This is a genomic window from Arthrobacter sp. TJ-238 (assembly GCF_058269215.1).
The window spans coordinates 608,148-623,250 of record NZ_JBZCNH010000001.1; the positions used below are offsets into that span (position 1 = coordinate 608,148).

The window sequence follows — 15,103 nt, forward strand, 5'->3', positions numbered from 1 at the left end:
GGGGTCTACTCCTTCACCACGCGCACGGTCGCGAGGGAGGCGTCGCCCGGATCGGGCAGGACCATGCCCGCGTCGACACCACTCCGCAGGTACTCGAGCGAAGTTTCGTTGATGCGTTCTCCGGGGAGGAGGACGGGGATCCCCGGAGGGTACCGCGTGGCCAGTTCGGCGACGATCCGTCCGACGTATTCCTCAACGGGAATGTTTTTCGACGGGTCCGAAGAATGCATCCCGGGGAGCATCGCCGTCTCGAGATCCAGCTCGCCCTCGTCGGCGATGAGCACGGTGGGCGACTCCGGGATGGTCGGGGCGGCGTCGACGAGCAGGCGCAGGCCGTCCATCAGGCGATCCACGGTCGACTCGTCGTCGGCGATGGAGATCGTGATCTCGAACCGGCGGTGGTCCGTGGTGCCGAAGTCCAGCAGGCAGTTCTCCCGCAGCCGACGCATCCGGGTACTTCTCCCACATCGCCTCGACCTCCCGGGGGGTCGGCGGATGGGCGGGCTTGAGGTCGTTGTCCCAGCTCGAGAAGAACGTCTGGTCCGCCCCGGAACTGACAAGCGTGGCCGGAGCGCGTCGAGAATCGACCGGTGCCGAGCATCGGTGCTGATTGTGCAGCGCAAGAGGTTGAACGTGCGAAGAACGACCGTCCTGGGGACGGTCGTTCTTCGAGGTGGTGCGGATGCCGTGCGCGAAGGCTCAGACGACGACGGCTGCCGGCTTCTGGCGCTGGGGCGCGAGCTCCCCGATGATGCCGCGCAGGAGGCTGCGCAGCTCGTAGGATTCGAGTCCCTCGCCCACCATCAGGGTCCGTTCGATGTCCTCGGCCTTCGCGAGGGCATCCACGCCGGACGGGGTGATGGTGATGCGCTGGCTGCGGCGGTCGATGCTGTCGCGGATGCGTGAGATGAATCCCTGCCGCTCGAGCTTCTCGATCGTCTTGCCGATCGTCTGCGCCTGGACGTGCACCGCGAGCGCCAGCTTGGCGCCCGTCATGGTGCCCTGCCGGGAGAGGACCCCCAGGGTGGTGTAGCCGGCATGGGTGATCCCGATGTCGAGCAGCCTCTCGTTCCAGGCGTGGTCCACGAGGCGCGCGGCGGTGGTGAGCAGGCGGCTGGTTGACCACTCTTCCAGTTCAGACATGCGATGTTCCTTCCAGGGCTGAAACACCCGGCCGGTACTGCAGACCAGTGCCGGCCGGGTGTCGTGTCCTTGCGGCTGACCGGGTGGAGCAGGGGGACGGGATCAGCCGCAACAGGTCCATCATGCGCTTCTATCTTCAAGTTTTCCCGGTGACCCGTCCGAAGCTTGCGGCAAGACGGCCATCCGCAGGCGGACCGTCCGCGTGGCGAAGGCGATGATCTCCGCCGCGACGGCGCGGGCCGCCGAGTGCTGGACCACGTGACCCTGACCGTCGATCTCCACCAGCATGCCATTACGGGCACGTTCCGTGAGCTCCCGGCTCCACCGGTGTCGTGCCACCGGATCACGCCCGCCGCGCATCACCAGGACAGGGCAGTGGAGCTGCTCGACGGCGCGCTCCAGCGGGTACTGCATCATGGGCAACAGCTGCCGCACGTACCAGCGGAGGCCCGTGCGGAGATAGTCGACGAACACGATGGCGTTGGCCGACGGGCTCTCACGGAACGTGTCGTGGCCGAGGGAGACCGCCTGCTGCAGGACCGTGCGGCGCTGCCTGTCCACCACCGGGCCGATGAGGACGACCCGCTCCGCGAGGGCCGGCGCCTGCAGCGCGGCCGCCGTGACGAACTGCACACCCATCGAGTGCCCCACGAGCGTGCAGGAGGCCACCCCGAGGGCGGCCAGCGCCTCGACGACGAACCGGGCGTGGTCCTCCACGCCGAGGTGGGTGCGCGGCCGGGGCGACGTCCCGTAGCCGGGGAGGTCCACGGAGTGCACCTCGGCGTCGGCTGCGAGTTCGGCGCTGAGACGGTCGAAGTAGCGGTGGGTCATGCCCAGTCCGTGGACCAGCACGTACGGGCTGCGCGGGGAGGTGGGATTCTCCGGTCCGGGGGTGGTGCGGACGCGGATGGTGAAGCCGTCCACCAGCACCGTGCGGAGGGTCGTCGATGGCATCCCGGCAGTCTACGGGGGCCGGAGATCGGTTTCTCAAGATTCGTTCAAGAGGATCGGCTGTTCGGGGCCACCTGCTGCCCCGACATATGGAATTCTTGACTCATGTCTGTTCCCACGTCCCAGCGCACGGCGCTGATCATCGAGGACGATCCGGACATCCGCGAACTGCTCGCCACCACGCTGCGCATGAACGGCTTCACGACCGTCGAGGCCGCCTCCGGGCTCGAGGGCCTGGCCGCACTGGCGGAGCACGCACCCGATCTCATCACGCTCGACCTCAACCTGCCGGATCTCGACGGCGTCGAGGTCTGCCGGCAGTGCAGGGCCTCCACCGACGCCTACATCGTGATGGTGACGGCCCGGCAGGACGAGATCGACCGGCTGATCGGCCTCGAGATCGGAGCCGACGACTTCATCGGCAAGCCGTTCAGCCCCAGGGAGCTCTCCGCGCGTGTCTCGGCGATGTTCCGGAGGCCCCGCACCGGCGCCGGTCCCGCACCGCAGGCCGCGTCCCACGGCAACGCCCTGCTGCGCCACAACGAGCTGACCATGGACGTGGAGGGGCGCGTCGTCGCGCTGGACGGGCAGGAACTCGCACTGACGCGCATCGAGTTCGACCTGCTCGAGACCCTGCTGACGGGCGCGCAGCGGGTGTGGACGCGGGAGGCACTCCTGAACCGCGTCTGGGGTGACGGCTGGAGCCAGGACCATCACCTCGTGGAGGTGCACATCCGCAACCTGCGCAAGAAACTCGGCGAGGACACGAGCAACCCCCGTTTCATCCGCACCGTGCGCGGCGTGGGATACCGCATGACGCCGGGCGACGCCGGGCGCTGACCGGAGCGGTCGTCCCGGTTTGGGCCCGGGTGGAAGACTGGATACGTGGCTCATCTCGACGTCTCCGGTATCGACTACTTCCTCTCCGACGGCAGGCAACTGCTCAACGGCGTGGCCTTCAAGGTGGGCGACGGCCACAAGACGGCCCTGATCGGCCCGAACGGCACCGGCAAGACCACGCTCCTGCGCATCGTGGCCGGCGACCTCCTGCCCGATGAAGGGGCGGTCAGCCGCTCCGGGTCCATGGGCATCATGCGGCAGTTCGTCGGCCAGGTACGCGACGACACCACGGTCCGGGACCTCCTCGTCTCGGCCGCGCCGCCCGCGCTCGCCGCGGCGGCGAAAAGGATCGACGACGCCGAACTCGCCATGATGGAGGCCGACGACGAACCGACGCAGATGAGGTACGCGCAGGCCATCGCCGACTGGGGCGACGCAGGCGGCTACGAGCTCGAGACCACGTGGGACGAGGTCACCATGGCCGCCCTCGGCGTCCCCTTCGACCGCGCGCAGTACCGGGCGGCGTCGTCGCTCTCCGGCGGAGAGCAGAAGCGGCTCGTCCTGGAGGCCCTGTTCTCCGGCCCCGACGAGCTCCTGCTCCTCGACGAGCCGGACAACTACCTCGACGTGCCCGGCAAGCGCTGGCTCGAGGCGAAGCTGCGCGAGTCGAAGAAATCCGTGCTCTTCGTCAGCCACGACCGCGAGCTGCTCGCCAATGCCGCCACGCGCATCGTGACCCTGGAGCCCGGCGTGCTCGGGGCGTCGTCGTGGACGCACGGCGGGGGCTTCGAGACGTACCTGAAGGCACGCGAGGACCGCAACGCGCGGTTCGAGGAACTGCGCAAGCGCTGGGACGAGGAGCACATCAAGCTCAAGGAACTCGTCAACATGTACAAGAACAAGGCCGCGTTCCGCTCGGACATGGCGAACCGGTACCACGCCGCCCAGACGCGCCTCGCGAAGTTCCTCGAGGCCGGACCGCCCGAGGCGATCCCGCTGGAGCAGAAGGTGTCCATGCGCCTGCAGGGCGGGCGCACCGCCAAGCGCGCCGTCGTCGCCCAGAAGCTCGAGCTGACGGGGCTGATGAAGCCCTTCAGCACCGAGATCTGGTTCGGGGACCGCGTGGGCGTGCTGGGCTCCAACGGCTCCGGCAAGTCGCACTTCCTGCGGCTGCTCGCCGCCGGCGGCTCGGATCCCGACAAGGAGCACATGCCGGTGTCCGAGGTCGACATCGCCGAGGTGCCGCACGAGGGCACCGTGAAGCTCGGCGCGCGCATCCGCCCCGGCTTCTTCGCGCAGACCCATTCACGGCCCGACCTCCTCGGCCGCACCCTCGTCGACATCCTGCACCGCGGCGACGAGCACCGCTCGGGGCTGGGCCGCGAGGCGGCGTCCGCCGTCCTGGACCGCTACGGGCTGGCGGCGCAGGCCGAGCAGCCCTACGACTCACTGTCCGGCGGCCAGCAAGCGCGGCTGCAGATCCTGCTCCTGGAGCTCTCCGGCGCCACCCTCCTGCTGCTCGACGAGCCCACGGACAACCTCGACCTGCACTCCGCGGAGGCGCTCGAGCGGGCCATCGGCGCGTTCGAGGGCACCGTCATGGCCGTGACGCACGACCGCTGGTTCGCCCGCGGCTTCGACCGGTTCCTCGTGTTCGGCTCCGACGGCAAGGTGTACGAGACGAAGGAACCCGTCTGGGACGAGAGCCGGGTGGTCCGGGCGCGCTGAGCCGCGTTCCTCCACACCTCCTCCACAGCACCGTCCACAGGGTTGTCCACAAATTGTGGACAAGGAGGAGGTCCGACCGCGGGACCGCCGTTTGTGGCGCACTGCGGCCGCCGCCTACGGTGGCAGAGTGAAACCCGCCGTCCGCGCCGCCATGATCGCCACCTACGCCATCTTCGGCCTCAACGGCCTCGTCTTCGCGAGCTGGGCGGCGCGCATCCCGGCCGCATCGGACACGCTGGGGCTCGGAGCCGGGCAGACCGGCGGCCTCCTGCTCGTCGGTGCCGTCGGCTCGGTCCTGTCCCTCCCCCTCGCGGGGCTCGTCGCGGCACGCTTCGGCACCGGGAACACCGTGCGGATCGGTGGGGCCGCCGCCGCCGTCGCCGCGACGTCCGTCGCGTTCGGCCTGGCCACCGTCTCCGTGCCGGTGGTGGCCGTCGGACTGTTCCTGTTCGGGTGCGGGATCGCCCTGTGGGACGTCGGGCAGAACATCGAGGGCGCCGACGTCGAGCGCCTCGTGGGGCGGACCATCATGCCGCGCTTCCATGCCGCGTTCAGCGGGGGAGCGTTCGTGGGCGCCCTCATCGGGGCCGGGCTGTCCGCCGTCGACGTGTCCCTGTCGGCGCACCTCGTCGCCGTGGCCGTCCTCAGCCTCGCCGTCTCCCTGTGGACACCCCGCCATTTCCTGCCCGAGGTGTCGCCGGACGCCGCCTCGACCGGGCCGGCGCCCGACGGCGCCCGACGGCGGGGCCTCGGCGCATGGGGCGAACCCCGCACGCTGCTGATCGGTCTGGTGGTGCTGGGCGCCGCGCTGACCGAAGGTGCCGCCAACGACTGGGTGGCGAAGGCGAGCGTCGACGGTCTCGGCACCTCGGAGAGCGCCGGAGCCGTCATGTTCGCGGTGTTCGTGGCCGCGATGACGGCGCTGCGCTTCCTCGGCGGACCGCTGATCGACCGCTTCGGCCGGGTGCGGGTCCTGCAGGCCAGCCTCGGGTCCTCCCTCGCGGGCCTAGTGGTCTTCGTCGTCGCGCCGAACGTGCCCCTCGCGGCCGCCGGGGCCGTCCTCTGGGGTGCGGGAGCCGCGCTCGGATTCCCTATGGGTATGTCGGCGGCGGCCGACGACCCCGATCGTGCCGCCGCTCGCGTCTCCGTCGTCGCGACCATCGGATACACCGCCTTCCTCGCCGGCCCGCCCCTCATCGGCTTCCTCGGCGACGTGGTCGGTATCCGCAACGCCCTGCTGGCCGTCGGGGTCGCCGTGCTGGCCTCCTTCCTCGTGGCTCCCGCGGCCCGCGAACGACCGGTGCCGGCCGACGCGGCATTGCGGACAGTAACTGACCGAAGTCCCTAGGTCCCCCCGAGCGGGGGTCCTACCCTTTTGGGATGGCGATTATCGAGGCAGAAGGTCTGAAGAAGACCTATTCGTCGAAGAGCGGCCCCGTCCACGCGCTCGACGGCATGAACCTTTCCGTTCCCCAGGGAACAGTCAAGGCCCTCCTGGGGCCCAACGGTGCAGGCAAGACCACCGTGGTCAAGATCCTCACCACCCTCGTCCAGCCGACCGCCGGCAGCGCGCGCATCGACGGCATCGACGTCCTGCGTGATCCGAAGGCCGCACGCCGCATCATCGGCGTCTCCGGCCAGTACGCGGCGGTCGACGAAGGACTCACCGGTTTCGAGAACCTCGAGATGGTGGGCAGGCTCTACCACCTCGGCGCCCGCGAGTCGAAGCGCCGGGCACAGGAGCTCATCGACCAGTTCGAGCTGACGGAGGCCGGGAACCGCCCGGTCAAGGGGTTCTCCGGCGGCATGCGGCGCCGGATCGACCTCGCCGGGGCACTGGTGATCAAGCCGAAGATCCTCTTCCTGGACGAGCCGACCACGGGGCTGGACCCCCGGAGCCGGCTGTCCATGTGGGGCATCATCAAGGACCTCGTGAAGGACGGCACCACGCTGCTCCTCACCACCCAGTACCTCGAGGAGGCGGACCAGCTCTCCGACGACATCGCGGTGATCGACGGCGGCAGGACCATCGCCGCAGGGACCGCGGACGAGCTCAAGGCGCAGATCGGGGGCCACCGCGTGGTGGTGTCGCTCGTCGACGCCGCCCACGCCCCGTCCGCCCGCGAGATCCTCGGGCGCCACGGCGACGGCGAACCCAGTGTCGGCGGGGACGGCCGCACCGTGGAGGTCGCGGTCACGAACGGGCCCCGCGCCCTGCAGTACATCCTGTCGGACCTCGGCGAGGCGGGCATCGACCTGCACGACGCCGGCATGCGGCGGCCGAGCCTCGACGACGTGTTCCTCACGCTCACCGGCCACCGGACCGAGGACGCCTCGGCCGAAGCCCCCCAGAAGGAGACAGCAGCATGAGCGTCCTGGCACCCGAGAACAGGCAGCCCGAGAACCGTCGGTCCGCGCTCCGCGGCGACTCACCCGAGCCGCCTTCAGAGCTGAGCATGTGGTTCTCCGACGGCTGGACCGTGACCAAACGCAACCTGACCAAGCTGAAGCGCTCACCCGACATGCTGATTTTCGCCGTCCTCCAGCCGATCATGTTCGTGCTGCTGTTCAGCCAGATCTACGGCGGGTCCATCCAGGTGGAGGGCGCCGACTACACGCAGTACCTCATGGCGGGCATCTTCGCGCAGACGGTGATCTTCGGATCCACCTTCTCCGGGTCGGCGATGGCCCAGGACCTCAAGGACGGCATCATCGACCGTTTCAGGACCCTGCCCATGAGCTCGTCAGCGGTGCTGATCGGACGGACCAACAGCGACCTCGTGCTCAACGCGCTGTCGGTGGTCATCATGATGGGCACCGGATTCGTGGTGGGCTGGCGCGTCAACGCGTCCATGGGCAGCTTCCTCGCCGGACTCGGCCTCCTGCTGCTGTTCTCCTACGCGTTCAGCTGGGTGATGGCACTGCTCGGGATGTCCGTGAAGTCGCCCGAGGTCATCAACAACGCGTCCTTCATGATCCTCTTCCCGCTCACGTTCATCTCGAACGCGTTCGTGCAGTCCCAGAACCTGCCGAGCGCACTCGAGACCTTCGCCAACTGGAACCCGGTCTCGGCGCTCGTCCAGGCGGCCCGCGAGCTGTTCGGCAACACGGGGACCCTCCCGGCCCCTGACGTCTGGCCCATGCAGAACGCCGTCCTGACCGTCCTGATCGGCGCCGCCCTGATGCTCGTGGTCTTCGTACCGCTGTGCATCCGGAAGTTCAGGCTCATCAGCAGCCGCTGACCGGAGGGCATCGTCCTGAAGACGACGACGCCGTCCGGCGGTCGTCCGAAAGGGGTACGGCTCGTCCACCCGTGATCATCCCTGGGGCCGGTGAATCCGCACCGGCCCCAGGCCTACTGTTGGTGGTACCGGCCCGCAGTAACGGGACGGCCCCGAACCACCTCCAGTCAAAGGACGCTCCATGATCGAGGCCCAGGCCCTCTCGAAGCGGTACGGCGCGAAGACCGCCGTCGACGCCGTCTCCTTCACCGTGCAGCCAGGCAAGGTGACGGGCTTCCTCGGCCCGAACGGCGCCGGCAAGTCGACCACCATGCGCATGATCGTGGGCCTCGACAACCCGAGCGGCGGACGGGTCACCGTCAACGGGCAGCCCTACGCGCAGCACCGCGCACCGCTCCGCGAAGTGGGTGCACTGCTCGACGCGAAGGCCGTCCACACCAAGCGCTCCGCCTACAACCACCTCCGCGCCATGGCTGCGACGCACGGCATCCCGAACAGCCGGGTCAAGGAGGTCATCGAGCTCACGGGACTCGGTCCCGTCGCCAGGAAGAGGGTGGGCGGCTTCTCCCTCGGTATGGGCCAGCGCCTCGGGATCGCGGCGGCCCTCCTCGGTGACCCCCACACGGTGATCCTCGACGAGCCCGTCAACGGCCTTGACCCCGAGGGTGTCCAGTGGGTGCGCCACCTCGCGAGGGGCCTCGCCTCCGAGGGCCGCACCGTCTTCCTCTCCTCGCACCTCATGTCGGAGATGGCCCTGACGGCCGACCACCTCATCGTCATCGGCCGCGGCCGCATCATCGCCGACGCCCCCATCCAGTCGATCATCGACGGACAGGGCAAGGCCCGGGTGCGGGTCCGGGCCGACCGGCCGCAGGACCTCCTCGGCAGCCTCGCCGGCGAGGGGGTGTCCTCGCAGGTCCTCGAGCCGGAACTGGTCGAGATCACCGGCGTCGAACCGCGCCGTATCGCTGAGATCGCCCTCCGTGAGCGTGTCCTGGTGTACGAACTCACTCCGCTCCAGGTATCCCTCGAGGACGCCTACATGGAGCTCACCCAGACCGAGGTCGAGTACCACTCGCACGACCTCCCCATGGCCGCCCAGGCTGCCGCACCAGTGGAAGGACGCTGACCATGGCCACGTCGACCTCACCCGCCCCCACCCAGCAGCGGCCCCGGCCGCAGCGTGATGCCGGCTCGGGCGTGAACTTCGGCCGGGTCCTGAAATCCGAATGGATCAAGGTCACCACCGTCCCCTCGACCGTCATCCTCATCGTCTCGACCGTCGTCGTGATGGTGGGGCTCGCCGCGCTCTTCGCCTGGTCACTGTCGGTCATGGCGCAATCCGTCGGCGATCCGAGCGTGCCGGCGGAGTTCCAGGCACCCACGGAAGGCCCGGGAAGTGCGGCGTTCGAAGCCCTGACGACGCCATCGTCGGGCCTGGTGTTCGGGCAACTGCTCATCGCGTCGCTCGCGGTGGTCCTCATCGCCTCGGAGTGGACCACGGGCATGATCCGCTCGACGATGGTCGCCGTACCGAAGCGCACCCCTGCCCTCCTGGCGAAGACTGTCATCGTCGCGGTCGTCGCTTTCGTCGTGGGCTTCGGCAGCGCACTGATGTCCTACCTCGTCGCTCAGCCCATCCTCGGAGGAGAGGATCTCGACTTCGCCCTCACGGAGGACGGCGTCCTCGCGAGCGTCATCAACACCGGGACCTTCCTCGCTCTCGTGGCAGTGATCTCGATGTCGATCGGTATCCTGCTGCGCAACACGGCCGGAGGCGTGGTGACGGCGGTCGGCATCTTCTTCGTGCTGCCGATCATCGTGCAGCTCATCTCAGGGCTCGCCGACTGGATCCCGGATGCAGCGCGGTTCCTCCCCGGAGACGCGGGGACGCAGATGGTCGCCGTGACGACGGCAGAGGATGCGCTGACCCAGTGGGAGGGCGGTCTCGTCATGGGTGCCTGGGCCCTGGTGCTCCTGGTCCTGGCCCTCGTCGTCGCCAAGAAGCGGGACGTCTAGGAACGCCCTACGCCTCATGGACCTGACCCTTGAGTGAGACCCACCCGATGAGGGAGACCGCGGAGCGCAGCACCGCGGTCTCCTTCACGGAGCTCAACGCCCGCCGGCTGGGTCCGTTCCGGCGGTTCTTCCGCAGGCATCCGCGGGCCATGGACGCCGTGGTCGTCGTGGTGTTCGTCCTCTTCAGTTTCCCCGGCGCGCTCCTGCTGATCATCGACTCCGGGAACTGGATCGGCCTCCCGGGTGTCGTGCTGTCGGCCGCGGCACTGGCATTCCGGCGCGACCGGCCCATGCTCGTCCTCGCGTTCGTCTCCGTCCTCGACGTTCCGGTCAGCATCCTGACCGAGGGCACCGGCAGTAGCGGAGTGGCGACGATGTTCGCCCTGTACACGGTGGCCTCCACCTACCCGCTGCGGCCGGCGCTCGTCGCAGCGGCTGCCGCGACCGTCCTGTCCGTCAGCGCCCTGTTCCTCATCCCGGTCAGCGCCTTCGAGGGTGCCCCGGGCGTGACATGGCTGCTCAGCGGCTTCATCGTGATGTTCCTCGGGATCGCGGTCGGCGTGGGCGTCACGGTGCGCAGAGACCGCGAACACGAGAGCGAGCTGCGCGAGTGGGCCGGTCGCAACGCGGAGTTGGCGTCCGCGGGGGAGCGGAACCGCATCGCGCGGGAGATGCACGACGTCGTCGCGCATTCACTGACGGTCATGGTGGCGCTGTCCGACGGCGCCGCCGTGGTCATGAAGCGGGATCCGGACCGTGCCGGCGCGGTGCTGCGTGAACTCTCCGGGACCGGCCGCACGGCCCTCGCGGACATGCGGAGGGTCCTCGGGGTCCTCCGTGCCGAGGCCGCGAGCGAGACGCTGGAACCGCTGCCCGCGTCGAGCTCCCTCGCGCAGCTCCTCGAGGGGTTCCGGGCCGCAGGGCTGCCGCTCAGGGTGACCACGAGCGGGCCCAGACTGCCGGACGATCCCGCCTTCCAGCTGACGGTGTACCGGATCCTGCAGGAATCGCTGACCAACGTCCTGCGGTATGCCAAGGGGGCTACTCTGGTGGACATCTCGATCGCGCGCACCGGGGACGCGGTCTCCCTGCGCGTCACCGACGACGGTCGGGGCACCATGGGCCCGGCCGTGTCCCTCGGCTCGGGCCAGGGTATCGCCGGCATGCGGGAGCGGGCCGCCATCTATGCCGGTTCGGTGGAATTCGGAGCCCGCCCGTCGGGCGGCTGGACCGTGGAGGTCCGTCTGACAGTTCCCGACGCCGAGGGCGGCGCGGAAAACCCACGGGGGAAGGAGAAGGATGACAACGCACCACAGCACGCAGGGCACGCCCATCAGGATTCTGCTCGCTGACGACCAGCCCCTGCTGAGGATGGGCTTCCGGCTGATCCTCGAGGGCGAGCCGGACCTCGAGATCGCCGGCGAGGCGTCGACCGGCACCGAGGCCGTCCGCCTCACCGCGGAACTGAAGCCGGACGTGGTGCTCATGGACGTCCGGATGCCCTTCGGGGACGGGATCGAGGCCACGCGCCAGATCACGGCCTCGGCCTCCGGCTCACGCATCATCATCCTGACCACCTTCGACCTGGACGAGTACGCGTTCTCCGGTCTGCAGGCGGGGGCGTCGGCGTTCCTGCTGAAGGACGTGGCCCCCGAGGACCTGGTGCATGCGGTGCGGATCGTCGCGAGCGGTGATGCCGTCGTCGCCCCGCGCGTCACCCAGCGGCTGCTCGAGACCTACGTGCGCTCGCTGCCGCCGGCACACCTGACGGCGGCCGTGCCGGACCGGCGGCTCGCCGAGCTGACACCGCGGGAGCGGGAGGTGCTCGAGGCGATCGCCGGGGGCCTCTCGAACGCCGAGCTGGCGGCGCGGTTCTTCCTGTCGGAGGCCACGATCAAGACGCACGTGCGGCGGATCCTCACGAAGCTGGACCTGCGGGACCGCGTGCAGGCCGTGGTGTACGCGTACGAGAACGGGATCGTGGTGCCGGGGCCGGCACACTGACCCGTCCGCAGCGAAGGATCAGGGGCAGGTGATGACCCGCTCGGCGTGCTGTCCGATCCAGGAGCCGATGTTCGCACGGATACGCAGCGTGTAATTGCCGACCGATGTGGAGGTGCGGGTGATCGTGGTCGCGCGAGTGGTGACCGGAAGATTGTTCGTCGTCACCTGCCCGCTCGGAGCGGTAAGCGTCACGGTGTAGCCCGTGGCGCGGTTGACGGCGCCGAAATCGGAGAGCGTCACCGTCATCGATGTCCTGGCCGATGTGCAGGAGTAGTTGCCGGTCACGCTGGCCGGAGCCGGGATGGCGTATGTTCCGACGGATATCGGAGCCGTGGCCCTCGTATTGAAGGACGCCTGCGCGATCGAGGGGACGAACGTGATGATCACCGTGCACATCAGCAGACCCGCGAGGAAGCGGACACGACGCAGCGGGCGCGGGGTGCGGTACTGGCTCACGGTCGTCATCCTTCCTCGTCCTTCCTCATCCGGCCTTGTCGTGGAACGCCGATGTCCCGGTGCGCTGGAGGAGTTCCAGGGCACCGGGACCGGGGACTAGCGGATGGTCGCTGCGCGCTGGGTGGCGTTGAAGGCGAAGTTCACGGTGCTCGTGAGCCCCTGGAACGTGTTGCCGGCCGTGGTGGGGAGTGTCGCGGTGACGCGCAGGTTGTCGGCCTTGGTGCTGGCCATCGACGCGAGGTTGTTGAGGACGACGTCGGTGCCGATGATCTGGCGGGTCGCCAGGACCTGCGTGGTGGCGCCCGAGCAGGTGTAGGTGTAGGCGGGTGCGGTGCCGGCTTCGGTCCAGGGGACGCTGCAGGCGTCGATGGCGACCTGCAGGCCGTGGAGGGCGTCGGTGGTGAGCAGGGTGGCCGTGCCGACCTGTGCGGTGCTGAGGGTCACGCCGCCGAAGTTCTGGTTGCCGGTGTTGCTGAGGGTGACGGCGCGCTGGATGGTGTCGCCGGGGACGACGCCGGTCGCGGCGACGGAGAGGCGGTTGGCGGCGGTGCCGTCGGCGCCGAGCTCGACCTTGACGGTGCCGGCGGTGACGGTCTCGCTGGCGGAGGTTGTGGAGGTGAAGGAACCATAGGTGCCGAGGCCGGCGACGGAGGCTGCGACTCCCAGCAGTGCGACGGAGGCCAGGACCTTGCCGGAGGTGGACTTCATGCTGATGCGGGAGGTGCGAGCGGTGCGTGCCATGATGAGACCCTTTTTCTGTGACCTGGTGGTGTGTCCTCCGGCACCCCCAGTGGGTCCCGGTTCTTCTGGTATCCACCCTGATCGCCGAAGCTGAACCGCAGCCCGCGTTTCCCGCGCATCCTCGGCGAAGGAAATCCGAAGACCGCACCGAGACCGAAGAAAAGGCGGAGTGGAACCGAAGCGAGGGCTTCCCGGCGGCTCCCCGTGCGTTTCTGGTTGAATCGGAGGATGACCTCAGCCCTCGCGCACATCCAGGACCTCGGCGCCTACGTCGCGGCATCCCCGTCGAGCTTCCACGCCGTCAGGGAGGGCGGACGACGCCTGGTGGCCGCCGGTTTCCGCGAGCTGGCGGAGCAGGACGCCTGGGAGGGCGGCGCCGGCCGGTACTTCGTCATCCGTGACGGCGCACTCATCGCCTGGACGGTCCCGGCGGGTGCAGGTCCCACCACCGGGTTCCATATCCTCGGCGCCCACACCGATTCGCCGTCGTTCAAGCTCAAGCCCCGCCCCACCACGGGCAAGTACGGCTGGCTGCAGGCCGGCGTCGAGGTGTACGGCGGACCTCTCCTGAACTCCTGGCTGGACCGCGAGCTCGCGCTCGCCGGCCGGCTGACCCTGCGGGACGGCAGTGAGCACCTGGTCGCCACGGGGCCATTGCTGCGCTTCCCCCAACTGGCCATCCACCTCGACCGGGCCGTCAACGACGGCCTGAGCCTCGACAAGCAGCGCCACATGAACCCGGTGTGGGGTCTCGGCGATCCGGCGGACGCTGACCTCCTCGGGCTCCTCGCAGGCAGCGCCGGTGTCGACCCGCGGGAGGTCGGGGGATTCGACGTCGTCGTCGCCGATACGCAGGAACCGCGCGTCTTCGGCGCGCAGGGTGAGTTCTTCGCCTCCGGCAGGCTCGACAACCTCTCCTCGGTGCATGCCGGCCTCACGGCGATCGTCGCCGCGGCGTCGGACGAGAGGGCGGACGGCCCGATCGCGGTGCTCGCGGCGTTCGACCACGAGGAGGTGGGCAGCGGGTCCCGCTCCGGTGCAAGCGGACCGTTCCTCGAGGATCTGCTGCTGCGCATCTCGCTCGGCCTCGGTGCGGGGACCGAGGAGCGTCTGCGGGCGCTGGCATCGTCGTTCTGCGTGTCCGCGGATGCCGGGCACGCGGTGCACCCCAACTACGCGGAGCGGCATGACCCGGCGAACCTGCCCGTCCTCAACGGTGGGCCGCTCCTGAAGATCAACGCCAACCAGCGATACACCACGGACGCGCCCGGCGCCGCCTTCTGGGCCGAGCTGTGCCGTGCGAGCGGTGTGCCCTATCAGGAGTTCGTGTCCAACAACGTCATGCCCTGCGGGTCCACCATCGGGCCGCTCACGGCCACGAGGCTCGGCATCCGCACGGTCGACGTCGGAACCCCCCTGCTGTCGATGCACTCGGCGCGTGAACTCTGCGGGGTCGACGATCCGGGGTACCTCGCCACGGCCACCACCACGTTCTTCCGCGACAGCCGGTAGGACGGGACTTCGCCCCTGCGGGATCGTCCGGTAGTATTGGTACGTCTGTGCCAGAGCCCGTCGGCGGTAAATACCGCGGACGGCGGCCGGACCAACGCTAAAGAACCTCCTGTTGCGGAAAGACCGCGACCGCTCAGCCCAGAGGAGGTGGGTTCACACATGCGTGCATATGAATTGATGGTAATCATCGACCCCGATGTCGAGGAACGCTCCATCGACCCGACACTCGAGAAGTTCCTCAATGTCGTCCGCAACGGCGGCGGCACTGTGGACAAGGTGGATATCTGGGGACGCCGGCGCCTCGCATACGAGATCCAGAAGAAGACCGAGGGCATCTACGCCGTCGTCAACTTCACCGCCACCCCGGCCGTTGCCTCCGAGCTCGACCGCCTGCTGAGCCTCAACGAGACGATCATGCGCACCAAGATCATCCGCCCCGAGGAGCAGAAGGTTTCCGCCGAGTAGTC

The 15,103-nt window shown here is 69.1% G+C and carries 16 protein-coding genes; 11 read left to right on the forward strand and 5 right to left on the reverse strand.

Going from position 1 to position 15,103, the window contains the following annotated elements:
• Nucleotides 1-5: 5 nt before the first annotated feature.
• The 3 genes from AC4D2O_RS02910 to AC4D2O_RS02920 all read right to left on the reverse strand — a co-directional run bounded on the left by AC4D2O_RS02910 (nucleotide 6) and on the right by AC4D2O_RS02920 (nucleotide 2,097).
• On the reverse strand, nucleotides 6-449 hold the full coding sequence (locus tag AC4D2O_RS02910; protein WP_490905081.1) for an Orn/Lys/Arg family decarboxylase: 444 nt from the start codon (nucleotides 447-449) through the stop codon (nucleotides 6-8).
• Nucleotides 450-699: 250 nt separating this feature from the next.
• Nucleotides 700-1,143, reverse strand: coding sequence for a MarR family winged helix-turn-helix transcriptional regulator (locus AC4D2O_RS02915; protein WP_334211433.1), 444 nt, complete (start codon nucleotides 1,141-1,143; stop codon nucleotides 700-702).
• Between the two features lie 120 nt (nucleotides 1,144-1,263).
• Entirely contained in the window at nucleotides 1,264-2,097 is an 834-nt protein-coding gene (locus AC4D2O_RS02920; RefSeq protein WP_490905082.1) for an alpha/beta fold hydrolase, read from the reverse strand.
• 102 nt (nucleotides 2,098-2,199) lie between these two features.
• On the opposite strand from AC4D2O_RS02920, the gene AC4D2O_RS02925 reads away from it, so the two are divergent.
• The 9 genes from AC4D2O_RS02925 to AC4D2O_RS02965 all read left to right on the forward strand — a co-directional run bounded on the left by AC4D2O_RS02925 (nucleotide 2,200) and on the right by AC4D2O_RS02965 (nucleotide 11,927).
• Nucleotides 2,200-2,934, forward strand: coding sequence for a response regulator (locus tag AC4D2O_RS02925; RefSeq protein WP_490905083.1), 735 nt, complete (start codon nucleotides 2,200-2,202; stop codon nucleotides 2,932-2,934).
• A gap of 45 nt (nucleotides 2,935-2,979) precedes the next feature.
• Nucleotides 2,980-4,662: an ABC-F family ATP-binding cassette domain-containing protein gene (locus AC4D2O_RS02930; protein WP_490905084.1), complete on the forward strand. Its 1,683-nt coding sequence runs from the start codon at nucleotides 2,980-2,982 to the stop codon at nucleotides 4,660-4,662.
• A gap of 127 nt (nucleotides 4,663-4,789) precedes the next feature.
• Nucleotides 4,790-6,010, forward strand: coding sequence for an MFS transporter (locus AC4D2O_RS02935; RefSeq protein ID WP_490905085.1), 1,221 nt, complete (start codon nucleotides 4,790-4,792; stop codon nucleotides 6,008-6,010).
• A 32-nt stretch (nucleotides 6,011-6,042) separates the two neighbouring features.
• A complete protein-coding gene (locus tag AC4D2O_RS02940) occupies nucleotides 6,043-7,032 on the forward strand; it encodes an ATP-binding cassette domain-containing protein (protein ID WP_490905086.1) in 990 nt (329 codons plus the stop codon).
• 86 nt (nucleotides 7,033-7,118) lie between these two features.
• On the forward strand, nucleotides 7,119-7,904 hold the full coding sequence (locus AC4D2O_RS02945) for an ABC transporter permease (RefSeq protein ID WP_490905184.1): 786 nt from the start codon (nucleotides 7,119-7,121) through the stop codon (nucleotides 7,902-7,904).
• Between the two features lie 181 nt (nucleotides 7,905-8,085).
• Nucleotides 8,086-9,033 carry an ABC transporter ATP-binding protein gene (locus AC4D2O_RS02950; RefSeq protein ID WP_490905087.1) on the forward strand — a complete coding sequence of 316 codons (948 nt, stop codon included), beginning with the start codon at nucleotides 8,086-8,088 and terminating at the stop codon, nucleotides 9,031-9,033.
• Nucleotides 9,034-9,035: 2 nt separating this feature from the next.
• Nucleotides 9,036-9,923, forward strand: a complete 888-nt coding sequence (locus AC4D2O_RS02955) for an ABC transporter permease (protein ID WP_490905088.1) — start codon at nucleotides 9,036-9,038, stop codon at nucleotides 9,921-9,923.
• 29 nt (nucleotides 9,924-9,952) lie between these two features.
• On the forward strand, nucleotides 9,953-11,275 hold the full coding sequence (locus tag AC4D2O_RS02960; RefSeq protein ID WP_490905089.1) for a sensor histidine kinase: 1,323 nt from the start codon (nucleotides 9,953-9,955) through the stop codon (nucleotides 11,273-11,275).
• Complete coding sequence (locus AC4D2O_RS02965) at nucleotides 11,223-11,927, forward strand: response regulator (protein WP_490905090.1); 705 nt, start codon at nucleotides 11,223-11,225, stop codon at nucleotides 11,925-11,927. The genes AC4D2O_RS02960 and AC4D2O_RS02965 overlap by 53 nt, the downstream gene beginning before the upstream one ends.
• 18 nt (nucleotides 11,928-11,945) lie before the next feature.
• On the opposite strand, the gene AC4D2O_RS02970 is transcribed toward AC4D2O_RS02965, so the two are convergent.
• Together AC4D2O_RS02970 and AC4D2O_RS02975 are read right to left on the reverse strand one after the other, a co-directional pair.
• Entirely contained in the window at nucleotides 11,946-12,392 is a 447-nt protein-coding gene (locus AC4D2O_RS02970; RefSeq protein ID WP_490905091.1) for a hypothetical protein, read from the reverse strand.
• An 87-nt stretch (nucleotides 12,393-12,479) separates the two neighbouring features.
• Nucleotides 12,480-13,124: a TasA family protein gene (locus tag AC4D2O_RS02975; RefSeq protein WP_490905092.1), complete on the reverse strand. Its 645-nt coding sequence runs from the start codon at nucleotides 13,122-13,124 to the stop codon at nucleotides 12,480-12,482.
• A gap of 228 nt (nucleotides 13,125-13,352) precedes the next feature.
• On the opposite strand from AC4D2O_RS02975, the gene AC4D2O_RS02980 reads away from it, so the two are divergent.
• Together AC4D2O_RS02980 and rpsF are read left to right on the forward strand one after the other, a co-directional pair.
• Nucleotides 13,353-14,636 carry a M18 family aminopeptidase gene (locus AC4D2O_RS02980; RefSeq protein ID WP_490905093.1) on the forward strand — a complete coding sequence of 428 codons (1,284 nt, stop codon included), beginning with the start codon at nucleotides 13,353-13,355 and terminating at the stop codon, nucleotides 14,634-14,636.
• A 159-nt stretch (nucleotides 14,637-14,795) separates the two neighbouring features.
• Nucleotides 14,796-15,101: a 30S ribosomal protein S6 gene (gene rpsF, locus AC4D2O_RS02985; protein WP_104051914.1), complete on the forward strand. Its 306-nt coding sequence runs from the start codon at nucleotides 14,796-14,798 to the stop codon at nucleotides 15,099-15,101.
• Nucleotides 15,102-15,103: the final 2 nt, after the last annotated feature.